This window comes from Streptomyces tibetensis (assembly GCF_007655005.1).
Lineage (GTDB): Bacteria > Actinomycetota > Actinomycetes > Streptomycetales > Streptomycetaceae > Streptomyces > Streptomyces tibetensis.
The window spans coordinates 488,461-502,253 of sequence record NZ_SZVW01000001.1 but is presented as its reverse complement, the minus strand read 5'-3'; the positions used below and the strand labels follow the sequence as shown (position 1 = coordinate 502,253).

Sequence of the window (13,793 nt, the reverse complement as noted above, 5' to 3'; positions counted from 1 at the left end):
AGCCGCTCACCGTCGGACCGGGTCCGCGCCCGCACGGCCTCCCTGACGGCGCCGGCGCACCAGGCCCGTCAGGAGTGCCACCGCCCCCGCCAGGCACAGCCCGCCCGTGACGAGGGGGATCGCCACGAACCACGGGGTCTGCCAGGCACCGCCCGCGTCACCGGCGTAGAGGACACCCGCCAGCACGAGGACGGTGCCGGCCACCAGCTTCCCGGGTTGAACCTCATGACGCAGCACGGGTCACCTCCGCCTGTCCCATGCCGACCTGGAGGTCCAGATCGATGGTGCCGGACTTCCCTACGCCCCCGGCGGGGGAGAGGGTGATCTCCTTGTGCCGTCCCGGCTGCACGTCCACGTCCTTCGGGTCGTCGCCCGGCAACTGGAGGTCACCGACGCCCACCTCCACGTTCAGCCGCACGGTCACGTCGTCGGGCACCAGCACCCTGACCTTGCCCATGCCGATCTCCGCCCGCGTCGTCACCGTCTGCTTCCCGGACACGTCCAGCCTGCTCAGGTCCAGGGTGCCGACGCCGGTGCCCAGGTCGTAGCGCTGGCGTACGTCCGCCACGGTGGCGGGCTGCCAGGTGGTGCGCACCCAGTGCGTGTCGACGCTTCTGGGCAGAGCCGCCGCGCCGGCCAGCAGACCGGCCGTGATGATCGCCAGGAAGATCGATCCCGCGCCGGTCCGGCCCAGGAAGGCGCTGACGGCTATGCCCAGGCCGAGAACGGCGAGCGCACAGGACAGGCCCGTCTGCAGGCTGGTGCCGAGCGGATGCCCGTCCCAGGTGAGGCTCGTGCCCAGAGCTCCGGCGAGCAGGGCCAGCAGGAAGATCCAGCCGCCGATCCAGCGGGGGCCGCGTGGCCGGGGCGGCCGGGGGCGCTCGGCGGGTATCTCCGCACGGGCGCGGGGCCGGACGCCGAGGCCGATGTTGACGGCTGCGGCGGCGTCCAGGTCGCGGGTGTCGCGCGGGCCCCACAGATAGCCCGTGCCGCCGATGTGGGTGCCGTCCTTGACGATCGGGTCGCGCCACCAGGAGGGGGTGGTGAGGAACACCGGCGGCGCCTGGGGCTCCGGCGGGGCGTCGGCGACGGCCTGGGCGGCCAGGGGATCGGGGCTGGGGGCGGTGCGCTGGCGCGACCAGTACCCGGCACCCGCGAGGACGAGGGACAGGACGACGGCGAAGGTCAGCACCCCGCCGTTGTTCAGCATGGTCAGGAACACCCCGCAGCCGACCAGCGCGAACAGCACGGCCGCCAGGGCCTGGCCGTCGACGCGGCCGGTGAGCAGCTTGCGGACCTCGTTCTCCTCCTCGTCGTACGGGACGAAGAGCCAGGCGAAGCCGTAGAAGATGAGACCCAGGCCGCCCGTGGCGGAGAGCACGGCGAGGGTGATGCGGAAGATCACCGGGTCCATGTCGCACTGCCGCCCGAGCCCGGCGCAGACGCCGGCCAGGGCCTTGTGACGGCGGTCGCGGCGGAACGCGTGGGGCGGCCCGGGCGGGACGGCTTCCTCGGCGGGGGCGGCCGTACCGGGTGCTCCTTCCTGTCCTGCCGCGTCCGCGCGCCCGGGTGCGGAGCCCGCGGCGGGCGCGGCATCCTGCGGCCCTGCGCCCGGGGCGGGGCGTGGGCCGGAGCCGGGTCCCGGACCCGTCGCGGCGTGCTCGTGATCGGTCATGGGTCCATGGTGACGGGCGCGGCGGCCCGGCGGGAGCCGGAACGACCCTGGCCGGACCCTGATATCGGCCCTGAGAGGCGGCTCGGGAGGCGTTCGAGGGGCGGCCCGTGGAGATCAGGGGAGCCTCAGGGGCAGACCCTGATGCTCCGGCCTCCCGCACGTGTGACCATCAATGGCATGTCGGAAGCCGCAGCAGCGCCACTCGCCGAACCGCGGCCGCCGCGCAAGCTCTACCGCAGCAGTGACGGACGCTGGCTCGGGGGCGTGGCGCGCGGCCTCGCCGGGCATCTCGGGCTGCCCGTGATCTGGGTACGGCTCGTCTTCGTCGGCCTGTTCATGGCCGACGGTCTCGGCGCGCTGCTGTACGCCGCGTTCTGGTTCTTCGTCCCGCTCGGCGTCGGCGGGGTCGAGGCGCAGAAGCCTCCGTCGCCGGTGACCGCGGAGACATCGCCCGACGGCCGCCGCAGACGCGTCGCGCGCAGACCCGACAAGGGCCAGATCGTGGCCCTGCTCCTCATGGTCGTGGTGGCCATGGTCTTCGTGGGCAACGTGAACCTCAGCGGAGGGGCCCGGGCCTACCTCTGGCCGACCGTGCTCGTCGGCGCGGGCGTCGCCCTGGTCTGGCGGCAGGCGGACAACGCCCGCCGGGCCCGCTGGGCCGAGGTCGGACGCCGTCGGCGCACGGTCACGCTGCTGCGCTCGGTGGGCGGGGTGCTGCTGGTGGCGGCGGGCGTCTCCGGCGTCTTCGTCCTCCAGGGCTCCACGGCACACCTCGGTTCCGTCCTGCAGGCGGCCCTCGCGGTCCTCGTCGGGATAACGCTGCTCGCCGGGCCGTATCTGGTGCGCATGACCCAGGACCTCTCCGAGGAACGCCTGATGCGCATCCGCGCCCAGGAGCGTGCGGAGGTCGCCGCCCATGTGCACGACTCGGTCCTGCACACCCTGACCCTGATCCAGCGCAACGCGGAGAACGCCGGCGAGGTCCGCCGCCTGGCCCGCGCCCAGGAACGGGACCTGCGCACCTGGCTCTACAAGCCCGAAGGCACGGGCAAGGACGAGGCCGACGAGCCCACCACCCTCGCCGACGCCGTCCGGCGCAACGCGGCCGAGGTGGAGGACAAGCACGGCGTGCCCATCGAGGTCGTGGTCGTGGGTGACTGCCCGCTCGACGAGGGGATCGCCGCACAGATGCAGGCCGCGAGGGAAGCAATGGTGAACGCCGCCAAGTACGGTGGCGAGGGCGGCGCCGTGCAGGTCTTCGCCGAGGTTGAGGGGAAGACGGTCTTCGTGTCCGTCCGGGACCGCGGCCCCGGCTTCGACCTCGATTCGATACCCGCCGACCGGATGGGTGTCAGAGAATCGATCATCGGCCGCATGGAGCGCAACGGCGGCACGGCGCGGTTGCGCGCGGTGCCGGACGGCGGCACGGAGGTCGAGTTGGAGATGGAGAGGGCGGAGAAGACGTCATGAGCGACCCGACCGAGGCGAACGGTACGGCGGGATCGGCGGAGGTGGCGGGGCCCGCGCAGGAGGGCGGCGGCCCGGGGCGTCATGTTCGCGTGGTCCTAGTCGACGACCACCGCATGTTCCGCACCGGCGTCCAGGCGGAGATCGGACAGACCGGGCAGACCGGTGTCGAGGTCGTCGGTGAGGCCGCGGACGTCGACCAGGCCGTCACGGTCATCACCGCGACCCGCCCCGAGGTGGTCCTCCTCGACGTGCACCTGCCGGGCGGGGGCGGCGTCGAAGTGCTGCGGCGATGCGCCCCGTTGATGGGCGACACCGAGCAGCCGGTCCGCTTCCTCGCGCTGTCCGTGTCGGACGCGGCGGAGGACGTGATCGGGGTGATCCGCGGCGGCGCCCGCGGCTACGTCACCAAGACGATCACCGGCGCGGACCTGGTGAACTCCATCTTCCGCGTCCAGGAGGGCGACGCGGTCTTCTCCCCCCGGCTGGCCGGGTTCGTCCTGGACGCCTTCGCCTCCACGGACGCACCGCCGGTCGACGAGGACCTGGACCGCCTGACCCAGCGCGAGCGCGAGGTGCTGCGGCTCATCGCGCGGGGCTACGCGTACAAGGAGATCGCCAAGCAGCTGTACATCTCGGTGAAGACGGTCGAGTCGCACGTCTCGGCGGTGCTGCGCAAGCTCCAGCTGTCCAACCGGCACGAGCTGACCCGCTGGGCGACGGCTCGACGGCTGGTCTGACCTCGGCGCTCACACCACCCGCGTCGCCCCCGCGAACGGCATCTCGTCCAGTGGTGCGACGCGGACCGGTGCGGACGGGTTGGGGGCGTGGATCATCCGGCCGTTGCCCACGTAGATGCCGACATGGCTGATGCCGGCGTAGAAGAAGACCAGGTCGCCGGGGAGGAGTTCGGAGCGGGAGACGCGGCGGCCGACGGCGATCTGGGAGTACGTCGTGCGGGGCAGGGAGACGCCCGCCGCGCGGTACGCGGCCTGGATGAGGCCCGAGCAGTCGAAGGCGTTCGGGCCGGTGGCGCCCCAGACATAGGGGCTGCCGAGCTTCTGGTGGGCGTAGGAGACGGCCGCGGCCGCACGGGAGCCGGGTGCCTGGGACGAGGCGGAGCCTGGGGCCGCGAGAGTGTCCCGGACGCTCGTGGCGCGCGAGGCGCGGTCCTGCGACACGCCCAGCCGGGAACGTTCCTGCGCGTCGAGCCGGGACAGCAGCTGCCGTGCCGAGCCCAGCTTGCCGGTGATCGTCTTCTTGTGCCGCTTCAGCTCCGTCTGCCGTGATTTCAGGGAGGTCAGCTCGATGTGGGCGGCGCCGCGCAGTTGCTCGATCTCCCGGAGCTGCTTGCGCACGCCCGCGACGGCGGCGTTCTGCCGGGTGCCGGCCCGCTCGACGAACTCGGCGTTGTCGAGGTACCGGCCGGGATCGTCGGACAGGGCGAGCTGCACCGCCGGGTCGAGACCGCCGGCGCGGTACTGCGCGGCGGCCACCGAACCCAGGGCGTCGCGGGCGGAGTTGAGCCGCTCCTCCTTGCGGGCCGCCTGGTCCTGGAGGTCCTTCAGCCGCTGCCCGGCCGCGTCGGCCTTCTCCTTCGCGCCGTTGTACTTCTCGGTGGCGGCCTCCGCCTCCTGGTACAGCCGGTCCACCTTGGCCTTGACCTGGCCGGGGGTGAGCTGGGGTTCGGCGTGTCCGGTTCCGTCGAAGCCCGTCGCCGTCGCCGCGCCCGCGAGGGCGATCGTGGCGGCCGTACGGGCCTTGCCACCACCCATTGCGCGCTGTCGGGGCTTTCGGTGCGCTGCCACCTGGAGGCCACGTCCTTTCCTCGACCGCCTAGGGGTGCGTGCGGCCGCCGGGGGGAGCGGACGGGCGGCCTGCGCGTCCGGCGACGGCCCGCACAGGGGGAGCGGACCGACGCCGGACTTTTCGGCGGTGGTGTCCGACTGCCGCCCCTGGCCCGGGCGGCGGTGGGGAGCCGGGCACCTGGTGGAGGACGCTAAGCGTCACCGTGGCGGGCCGGTGGTGGGTGTGCGGAAGTGTCGGGAGAGGACCGGCGGTGACCGTATGCGACCACGACCCCGCCCTGGCGCCGTCTACTTCACTCAGCGTGATGACCGATGCGTCGAATAGTGAGCGAGTGACCGTGATCGGGTGCTATGGGGTGCATTGATGCATCCCTGGGCCGGTGTCGGGTGGCCTCGGAGCCCCTGATTAGGCTCCGGCCTCATGGACGTACTCATCCACCTCTTCGTCGGCCTCCACATCATCGGCATCGCCTCGCTCCTGGGCGGCTTCCTCACCCAGATGAAGGCGATGGGCGAGGGTACCGCCCGCTTCACGCCCGCGATGCTGCACGGCGCGCTCACGATGCTGGTCACCGGTGTGATCCTGGTCGGCCTCAACCAGGCCGACGACCAGACCGTGAACAACATCAAGATCGGCGTGAAGCTGGCCCTGCTGATCGTGATCCTCGGCCTGGTCTATGTGAAGCGGGACGACGAGAAGGTGGACAAGAACCTCTTCGGCCTGGTCGGTCTGCTGACCACGGCGAACATCTTCATCGCCGTGCTCTGGACCTGACCCGGGAGCGCCGCGCGGCGGCCCGGGCGGAGGCGAGAGCCCAGGCGGTGCACCCGAGCCAGGCGGCCACCGCGATCCACAGCAGCACCTCCCCGGCGACGTCGAGCCAGGGGACGTCGAGGGCGGCGGCGACCGCGAGGGTGGCCGCCGCCGTGACGGCCGCTGCGAACACGGTCGCCCAGCGCCGTACGTCGTAGTGGTGCCGGGGCCAGAAGAGCTCGGCGAGGAGCAGGGCCACGCAGGCGATCAGCGCGAGCACGAGCAGCGTGACGGTCGTCGTGCGCAGGGTGTCGAAGTTCTCCTCGTTCCACAGGTACAGGCGCGCGCTGTCGGCGCCGAGGAGTTTCGCCCCGGCCAGCGCGGAGGCGGCGAGGGCGCCGGCCGCGAGCCAGTGGTCCCCGCGCCCCTCCTCCACCTGCCGGGGCTGGAAGCGGAACAGGGCGAAGCAGTAGAGCGCGAGCCCCAGCCAGAACAGCACCAGGGCCGCGTGGGCGAGCCAGGCCACCGCGTCGGCCGCGGCGAGCGTGGCGCCGAGCACGGCGAGCCCCTGGGTGGCCACGCAGCGCAGGAACACCGTTCCACGCCGCCCTTCGGCCTCCGCGGTGAGGAGCACCGCCCAGAGCACCATGGCGAGCGCCAGCAGCGCCTCGGCCAGGGGCTGCTGCCCGGCCGCGGAGAAGCCCGTGCCCAGGACCGCGGTCGCCGCCACGGTGGTGAGTGCGGCCGGGGTCTCCACCCACCCCTCGCCGTGCGTCCGCTGGACGAGGCCCGCGGCCGCCGCCAGACAGGCCGCACAGGCCAGGGCCAGGGCGACGTGGGAGAGGACCGCGTACCCCGCCGAGTCGAGACCGGCCGACACGATGCCGGTCGCCAGCGCATACGTCGCCCACCAGGCGGCAAACGGGGAGGGACCGGACATAGCGCCGATGCTAGAGAGCGGCGCCCGCGTTACGAGAGGGGCACGCGCGTGTGCCCCTCAAAAACGTGACGCGACCTCTCGGCCCTCAGGCCTCACTCAGGCCGGACGCACCACGCTGTGGATCGCCGACTCGCCGTCGTAGTAGATCGACTCCTCGCGCACGTACGTGCCGGGCTTCGGCGCGTGGATCATCATGCCGTTGCCGATGTAGATCCCGACGTGGGTGACGTCGTCGTAGAAGAAGACCAGGTCACCGGGCTGGGCCTGGGAGAGCGGGACCGTGGTGCCGGCGTCGACCTGGTCGTAGGTCGTGCGGGGCAGAGTGACGCCCGCGGCCTTCCACGCTGCCTGGGTGAGGCCCGAGCAGTCGTAGGAGCCGGGGCCGACGGCGCCCCACACGTACGGCTTGCCGATCTGGGCGCGGGCGAAGGCGAGCGCCTTGTCGGCCTTGGTGGCGTACGAGGAGTCGGCCGGGGCGGTCGAGGAGGACGAGCCGGAGCCCGACGACGCCGACCCGCCGCCCTGTTGCCGGGCGGCCTCCTCCTGCGCCTTGTGCTGCGCGGCCTGCTGCCGGGCCAGCTCGTCGGCCTTGCGGGCGGCCTCCGCCTGCTTCTCCCTCTCGATCGCCGCGAGCCGGGCCTTCTCCTCGGCGGTCAGCTTCGTCATCAGCTCGCGCGCGTCGGCGAGCTTGCGCTGGACGGTGGCCTTGGCCGTCTTCAGGTCGCCCTGCGACTCGGTGAGCGTCTCGAGGCTCTCGGTGGCCTCCTGGCGCTTCTTCATCGTCTCGGACTGCTGTGTGACGTAGTCGTCGACCGCGACCTTCTGACGGCCGGTCATCCGGTCCATCAGCTGGGTCTGGTCGAAGTAGTCCTGCGGGGTGTCCGCGAGCAGGAACGTCGCCGTGTCCGGGGCGGCGGCACCGGTGCGGTACTGGGCGGAGGCGAAGGAGCCCAGCTCCTCGCGCGCCTCGTTGAGTTTCTGGGTGCGCTGGGCGACGTCGTCGAGGAGGGTGTCGACGCGCTTGCGCTGCTTCGCGGTCTTCTCCTTGGCCGCGTTGTACTTGTCGGTCGCCGACTCGGCCTGGCGGTACAGGTCGTCGACCTTCTTCTCGACTTCCTCCAGGCTGGGCTTGTCGTCGGCCTCGGGGGCGGCGTTGGCCGACTGGGACAGCAGGGCCACGGAGGTGAGGGCCGCCGTTGCGAGGGCGGGGGTCCGTATGCCTGCCATGCGCGTACCCGTAGGACGCGACTTGCGGTGCGACGCCAAGGGAGGCGACTCCTTCCATGTTCCGCCTACCGGGTTAGCTGTCGGGTTCGGGCGGGTGGTTCGGAAGGTTTGCCCTACGGCCTTCTCCGCACAGGGAGTCGGGCCGATTCACCCCAGGTTCACGGTTGGGTCCCCGGCTCCGGCTGCCGTTGCGGCACACCGGACTCGGCGGAGGCCGCGCGGCCCGGCGACGTTCGCCGGTGGGGGTCATGCGGCCTGGTCGCACCGTAGCCAACTCGTGTGGCCCGTGTGAAGGTTGATGGGTGATATGCCCGATACATTTTCGTGACCTTATTCCTGAGCGTTGCCGAGAGTGAATGATCAAGGGGGATTGAGCATGGAAAATCCCTCGATGTCGGGTGTGTAGCAGGGCGTGATTGCGCCGTCATGGAGGGCGACAACACGCCGTCGGGTGGTCGGCGGGGTCCCGGGCGTGCGGCGATGTTTCCCAGGGCGGCGGCGGGCTGTCAGTGGGGCGCCCTAGACTCGGAGAGCGATGAGCAGCCTCTTTGACGACAGCTTCCTGGCGAACCTCCAGGCCCAGCGGGGCCCCGCGGACGAGCCCCCGCCGCCGCCCGAGGACGATCACGTTCCGGAGCCGATCCCGGACGATCTGTTCGGCGGGAAGTTCGACGTGCCCCCGGACCGGGACGCCTACTACCGGGACGGAGCCCCCCGCCCGGTGGTGGACACCGCCACCCTCCTGGAGGGGCTGAACGACAACCAGCGCGCCGCCGTCGTCCACTCCGGCTCTCCGCTGCTCATCGTCGCCGGCGCCGGCTCCGGCAAGACCCGTGTGCTCACGCACCGCATCGCCCACCTGCTCGCCGAGCGGGACGTGCACCCGGGCCAGATCCTCGCGATCACCTTCACCAACAAGGCCGCCGGCGAGATGAAGGAGCGCGTCGAGCAGCTCGTCGGCCCGCGTGCGAACGCCATGTGGGTCATGACCTTCCACAGCGCGTGCGTGCGCATCCTCAGGCGCGAGAGCAAGAAGCTCGGCTTCACCTCGTCCTTCTCGATCTACGACGCCGCCGACTCCAAGCGCCTGATGGCCCTGGTCTGCCGCGACCTGGACCTCGACCCCAAGCGCTTCCCGCCGAAGTCCTTCAGCGCCAAGATCAGCAACCTGAAGAACGAGCTGATCGACGAGGAGGACTTCGCCGCCCAGGCCACCGACGGCTTCGAGAAGACCCTCGCCCAGGCCTACGCCATGTACCAGTCGCGGCTGCGCGAGGCGAACGCCCTCGACTTCGACGACCTGATCATGACGACGGTCAACCTGCTGCGCGCCTTCCCGGACGTCGCCGAGCACTACCGCCGCCGCTTCCGGCACGTCCTGGTCGACGAGTACCAGGACACCAACCACGCCCAGTACGCCCTGGTCCGCGAGCTGGTCGGCACCTCCGAGCACCCCGTCGACGTGCCGCCCGAGGCCGAGGTCCCGCCCGCCGAACTGTGCGTGGTGGGTGACGCCGACCAGTCGATCTACGCCTTCCGCGGCGCGACGATCCGCAACATCCTCCAGTTCGAGGAGGACTACCCGGACGCCACGACGATCCTGCTGGAGCAGAACTACCGCTCCACCCAGACGATCCTCAGCGCCGCCAACGCCGTCATCGAGCGCAACGAGTCCCGCCGCCCCAAGAACCTGTGGACCAAGGCGGGCACCGGCGCGCGGATCACCGGCTACGTCGCCGACACCGAGCACGACGAGGCGCAGTTCGTCGCCGAGGAGATAGACCGCCTCACCGACGCAGGCGAGGCCAAGGCCGGCGACGTCGCCGTCTTCTACCGCACCAACGCCCAGTCCCGTGTCTTCGAAGAGATCTTCATCCGCGTCGGCCTGCCCTACAAGGTCGTCGGCGGCGTCCGCTTCTACGAGCGCAAGGAGGTCCGGGACGTCCTGGCCTACCTGCGCGTGCTGGCCAACCCCGAGGACTCGGTGCCGCTGCGCCGGATCCTCAACGTCCCCAAGCGGGGCATCGGCGACCGTGCCGAGGCCATGATCGACGCCCTCTCCCAGCGGGAGAAGATCAGCTTCCCGCAGGCCCTGAAGCGCGTCGACGAGGCGTACGGCATGGCCGCGCGCTCCACCAACGCCGTCAAGCGGTTCAACACGCTGATGGAGGACCTGCGCACCGTCGTCGAGTCGGGCGCCGGGCCGGCCACGGTGCTGGAGGCCGTCCTGGAACGCACCGGGTACCTCGCCGAGCTCCAGGCGTCCACCGACCCGCAGGACGAGACCCGGATCGAGAACCTCCAGGAACTCGCCGCCGTCGCCATGGAGTTCGAACAGGAGCGCGGCGAGGACGAGCAGCCCTCCCTGTCCGACTTCCTCGAACAGGTCGCGCTGGTCGCCGACTCCGACCAGATTCCCGACGAAGAGGACGGCGACGGCGTCATCACCCTGATGACCCTGCACACCGCCAAGGGCCTGGAGTTCCCGGTCGTCTTCCTGACCGGCATGGAGGACGGCGTCTTCCCGCACATGCGCGCCCTCGGCCAGACCAAGGAGCTGGAGGAGGAGCGGCGCCTGGCCTACGTCGGCATCACACGCGCGCGAGAGCGGCTGTACCTGACGCGGTCCACGCTGCGCAGCGCCTGGGGCCAGCCGTCGTACAACCCGCCCTCCCGCTTCCTGGAGGAGATCCCGCCGACCCACGTGGAGTGGAAGAGGACGGGTGGGACCGCGCCCGCGGCCTCTGGGCCGGTCTCGGCGGTGGCTGCCTCACTGTCGTCGTCCCGCTCGCGCTCGTCGGCGTCGGGTGCCTCCGGTTTCGCCACGCGCCGCACTTCGGAGAAGCCCGTGGTGTCACTGGCGGTCGGGGACCGGGTCACGCACGACCAGTTCGGACTCGGGACCGTCGTCGGGGTCAAGGGCACGGGCGGCAACGCCGAAGCGACGATCGACTTCGGCGACACCAAGCCGAAGCGGCTGCTGCTGCGGTACGCGCCGGTGGAGAAGCTGTAGCGCCGTGAGGTGAACCGGTGGAACCCTGCTCGCTCGATGCGGGCGGGGGCTGCCTGCCGCCGGGCGTCACCCGACGCGGGCGGGGCTGCCGGGACGTTACGTCGGGTCGATGCCGTGGCTGCGCAGCCACGGGAGCGGGTCGATCGCCGAGCCGCCGCCCGGGCGCACCTCGAAGTGCAGGTGCGGACCGGTGGAGTTGCCGGAGTTGCCGGAGCGCGCGATCGGATCGCCGGCCTTCACGCTCGTACCCGAGGGCACCGTGTAGGTGGAGAGGTGGCAGTACCACGTCTCCGTGCCGTCCTTCGAGGTCAGGATCAGCATGTTGCCGTACGCGCTGTTCCACTGGGTGCGCACTGTGCCGTCGGTCGCGGCCATGACGGTCGTGCCGTACGAGACGGGGAAGTCGATGCCGGTGTGCAGGGACATCCAGTTGATGCCGGACTGGCCGTAGGTGGCGCTGAGTCCGTGCCGTGCGACCGGCAGGGCGAACTTGGGGCGCAGTCGCTCCTTGCGGGCCGCCTCCTCCGCCGCCCGCTTCTTGTCGGCGGCCTGCTGGGCCTTGAGGTCGATGCGCTCCTGCGTGCGGCTGGCCCGGTCGGCGAAGTCGTCGGCGCCGGCGGAGAGGCTCTGCAGCTGCGTGTCCAGCTTGTTGTTGGCCGTGGCCGGCTTGACCGGCGGCGCGTCCGCCGCGGTCGTCTGCGCCTCGGCGGCACTGTCCTCGGTGAAGGTGCCGACGGAGGCGGCGGCGATCCCGGCGACACCCATCACACACGCCGAAGGCACCGCGATGCTCATCAGCGCCGAGCGCTTGGGGGGCGTGCGGCGGCGGGAACGGGAACCGGTGCGCGAGGCCGCACGCGAGGACTTGGCCGGGGTGACGTCCTCCTGGCCGTCCAGGAGCGGGGTGACGACGGGCAGTTCGCCGGTGGTGGCCGGCTCGCCGCCGTCCGCGTCGGGGGCGTGGTAGCCGGCCTCGGCGGATTCGTCGTACGTGACCTGGTCGAAGGCCCCGGTCTCGTGCTGGTCGAAGGTTTCGGCAGGGTGCTCGTAGGCGTCGGGAGCCGGTGCGGCGGTGCCGTCGGAGTTCCACTGCGTCGCGTCGTAGGCGCCCGTGTCGAAGGTCTGCGTGCCCCACTCCCACTGCTGGGTGTGGTCGGCCGGGTTGCCGGACTGGTCGGGCTGGAGCCAGGCGCCGGTTTCCCACTGCCCGGTGGCGTCGGGGGACGGGGCCTGGGACGGGATGGCCGACATCAGCGGCTGCTCGGCCGTCCAGGAGGTCGTGTCGTAGACGCCGGTGTCGTAGGCGGCGTGGTGCTGGGCCGCGTACGCGTCGTAGTGCACGTTCTCGTGCGTGCCCGTGGGCCAGTGACCGGTGTCGTACGTACCCGACGTACCCGCGTCGTGGCTGCTGCCCGGCATGTCACCGAAGAGGGGGTCGGCCGCGAAACTCGCGGTGGTGTGCCCGGTGGTGTCGAAACCGGTGCCGTGGGTACCGGTTGCGGTGGTGCCGGTGGCGTCGAATCCGGTGGCCGTGTGGTCGCCGTACGTGGTGAAGTCGCCGTACTGGGCTTCCTGGGTGTTGTACGACGCGTAGTGCGCGGAGGCGGCGTCGGAAGCCGGAGCCGGGGTCATGGTCCCCGACGGGTGACGGTCGTTCACCAACTTCTCTTTCGCCTCGACAACAGGGGCTGCCAGAGCAGTGCGGCGACTGTACCCGGCGGTACGCGGGCACGACAATCTTCCGCAGGTTTCGCGCGCGCAGGAAACGGGCATTCGGCCGTGTTTTGGCGGACGGCGGGCACGGGTTTGGCCCTGTGTTCGAAGTTTGTTCGAGGTTGATCGGTGTTGCGGCGTCGACTGATCGCTGTCTGACGAGTCTCAGGCGACTGTCAGATCGTCGGTGTGTTCGGCGGACGGTTCACCCGGGAGGGCCGTGTCGAGAACCTGCCGTACGCCGTTGGCGACGGCGGGGTGCACGGGCAGGGCGAGATGGCCGATGCCGGTCACGCGCACGTTCTGCGCCATCAGATCCGGGTGGTCGATGCAGGCCGTCTCCAGTGGGTCCATCACATGGTCCAGATCGCTCCAGAAGCTGACGAAGTGCGTACGGCAGTCAGGGGCGGGCGCGGTGAGCTCCTCGAGCACCGGTGAGCCGGGGCGCATCTGGCGCACGATGGGGTGCGCGTTCGCGAAGGGCACCACTCGGGTTCCCGAGTGCGGCGTGCCGAGCGTGACAAGGGTCCGCACATGCCTGTCGCCGCCGAGGCGCTGCACGTAGTAACGCGCTATCAGGCCGCCCAGGCTGTGCCCGACTATGTCGATCTGCGCGGCCCCCGTGCGCTCGCAGATCTCCTCGACGCGCCGGCCGAGCAGTTCGGCGGCGGCACGTATGTCGCAGGTCAGCGGCGAGTAGTTGTGGGACTCGATCTGCTGCCTGCCGTGCTGGGCGAGACTGCGGCGCAGCAGGACGAAGACCGAGCGGTTGTCGATGAAGCCGTGCAGCAGGAGGACCGGTGGCTTGGCCTGCGTGGGCAGTTGGGCGGCGCCGTCCGGGGGCAGCGCCGGGACGGGGGCGCGCCGCTCCTGGGTGATGCCGGACGGATAGAGAAGGACATGCCCGGCCAGGATCGCGATCTCCAGGGCGGTGGCCTTCAGGAGGGCCAGGGAGACTCCCGCCAGCCGGCCCGGCAGCAGGCGCTCGCAGAGCGGGAGAAAGGGCAGAGCAGCCCTGGTGACCTTCATGGCCGACCTCCTGTCGGCACGCGGCAGGACGGCTCCGCCCCCCGTGTGCCCTCGTGGAAAGCAGCTGCGAAGACGGTCGGCCATGACCGCGAGAGCGGCGTGAGCCGCGTGAGCTGCGGGGGCAGAGAACGGCGTGTGGCGTGTGTGACGCCGGTGGTGCGACGGGG

11 protein-coding genes and 1 riboswitch are annotated in these 13,793 nt (G+C 71.3%); of the genes, 4 read left to right on the top strand and 7 right to left on the bottom strand.

What is annotated here, in order from left to right; translation table 11 throughout:
* Positions 1–6: 6 nt before the first annotated feature.
* Together FDO69_RS02100 and FDO69_RS02095 are read right to left on the bottom strand one after the other, a co-directional pair.
* A complete protein-coding gene (locus tag FDO69_RS02100) occupies positions 7–237 on the bottom strand; it encodes a hypothetical protein (RefSeq protein ID WP_104777831.1) in 231 nt (76 codons plus the stop codon).
* On the bottom strand, positions 224–1,675 hold the full coding sequence (locus tag FDO69_RS02095; protein ID WP_104777830.1) for a PspC domain-containing protein: 1,452 nt from the start codon (positions 1,673–1,675) through the stop codon (positions 224–226). The genes FDO69_RS02100 and FDO69_RS02095 overlap by 14 nt, the downstream gene beginning before the upstream one ends.
* A gap of 177 nt (positions 1,676–1,852) precedes the next feature.
* Between FDO69_RS02095 and FDO69_RS02090 the strand changes: the two genes are divergently transcribed.
* Together FDO69_RS02090 and FDO69_RS02085 are read left to right on the top strand one after the other, a co-directional pair.
* Complete coding sequence (locus FDO69_RS02090) at positions 1,853–3,145, top strand: ATP-binding protein (RefSeq protein WP_104777926.1); 1,293 nt, start codon at positions 1,853–1,855, stop codon at positions 3,143–3,145.
* Complete coding sequence (locus FDO69_RS02085; RefSeq protein WP_104777829.1) at positions 3,142–3,882, top strand: LuxR C-terminal-related transcriptional regulator; 741 nt, start codon at positions 3,142–3,144, stop codon at positions 3,880–3,882. The genes FDO69_RS02090 and FDO69_RS02085 overlap by 4 nt, the downstream gene beginning before the upstream one ends.
* Positions 3,883–3,891: 9 nt before the next feature.
* Here the strand turns inward: FDO69_RS02085 and FDO69_RS02080 are convergent, their stop codons facing one another.
* Complete coding sequence (locus FDO69_RS02080; RefSeq protein ID WP_104777828.1) at positions 3,892–4,950, bottom strand: C40 family peptidase; 1,059 nt, start codon at positions 4,948–4,950, stop codon at positions 3,892–3,894.
* A 421-nt stretch (positions 4,951–5,371) separates the two neighbouring features.
* On the opposite strand from FDO69_RS02080, the gene FDO69_RS02075 reads away from it, so the two are divergent.
* Entirely contained in the window at positions 5,372–5,725 is a 354-nt protein-coding gene (locus tag FDO69_RS02075; protein ID WP_104777827.1) for a hypothetical protein, read from the top strand.
* Here FDO69_RS02075 and FDO69_RS02070 read toward each other — a convergent pair.
* Together FDO69_RS02070 and FDO69_RS02065 are read right to left on the bottom strand one after the other, a co-directional pair.
* Positions 5,703–6,644 carry an SLAC1 family transporter gene (locus FDO69_RS02070; RefSeq protein ID WP_104777826.1) on the bottom strand — a complete coding sequence of 314 codons (942 nt, stop codon included), beginning with the start codon at positions 6,642–6,644 and terminating at the stop codon, positions 5,703–5,705. The genes FDO69_RS02075 and FDO69_RS02070 overlap by 23 nt on opposite strands.
* Before the next feature lie 96 nt (positions 6,645–6,740).
* On the bottom strand, positions 6,741–7,910 hold the full coding sequence (locus FDO69_RS02065) for a C40 family peptidase (protein ID WP_104777825.1): 1,170 nt from the start codon (positions 7,908–7,910) through the stop codon (positions 6,741–6,743).
* Between the two features lie 8 nt (positions 7,911–7,918).
* Positions 7,919–8,091: riboswitch (cyclic di-AMP (ydaO/yuaA leader) on the bottom strand.
* A gap of 315 nt (positions 8,092–8,406) precedes the next feature.
* On the opposite strand from FDO69_RS02065, the gene pcrA reads away from it, so the two are divergent.
* Complete coding sequence (gene pcrA, locus FDO69_RS02060) at positions 8,407–10,884, top strand: DNA helicase PcrA (protein WP_104777824.1); 2,478 nt, start codon at positions 8,407–8,409, stop codon at positions 10,882–10,884.
* A gap of 96 nt (positions 10,885–10,980) precedes the next feature.
* On the opposite strand, the gene FDO69_RS02055 is transcribed toward pcrA, so the two are convergent.
* Together FDO69_RS02055 and FDO69_RS02050 are read right to left on the bottom strand one after the other, a co-directional pair.
* Positions 10,981–12,543 carry a M23 family metallopeptidase gene (locus FDO69_RS02055; protein WP_234387812.1) on the bottom strand — a complete coding sequence of 521 codons (1,563 nt, stop codon included), beginning with the start codon at positions 12,541–12,543 and terminating at the stop codon, positions 10,981–10,983.
* Positions 12,544–12,762: 219 nt separating this feature from the next.
* Complete coding sequence (locus FDO69_RS02050) at positions 12,763–13,626, bottom strand: esterase/lipase family protein (protein WP_104777822.1); 864 nt, start codon at positions 13,624–13,626, stop codon at positions 12,763–12,765.
* Positions 13,627–13,793 lie beyond the last annotated feature (167 nt).

Coding starts and splice junctions, on each gene's coding strand:
- FDO69_RS02075 (WP_104777827.1), top strand. CDS start 5,372: ATGGACGTACTCATCCACCTCTTCGTCGGCCTCCACATCATCGGCATC.
- pcrA (WP_104777824.1), top strand. CDS start 8,407: ATGAGCAGCCTCTTTGACGACAGCTTCCTGGCGAACCTCCAGGCCCAG.
- FDO69_RS02090 (WP_104777926.1), top strand. CDS start 1,853: ATGTCGGAAGCCGCAGCAGCGCCACTCGCCGAACCGCGGCCGCCGCGC.
- FDO69_RS02070 (WP_104777826.1), bottom strand. CDS start 6,644: ATGTCCGGTCCCTCCCCGTTTGCCGCCTGGTGGGCGACGTATGCGCTG.
- FDO69_RS02095 (WP_104777830.1), bottom strand. CDS start 1,675: ATGACCGATCACGAGCACGCCGCGACGGGTCCGGGACCCGGCTCCGGC.
- FDO69_RS02085 (WP_104777829.1), top strand. CDS start 3,142: ATGAGCGACCCGACCGAGGCGAACGGTACGGCGGGATCGGCGGAGGTG.
- FDO69_RS02050 (WP_104777822.1), bottom strand. CDS start 13,626: ATGAAGGTCACCAGGGCTGCTCTGCCCTTTCTCCCGCTCTGCGAGCGC.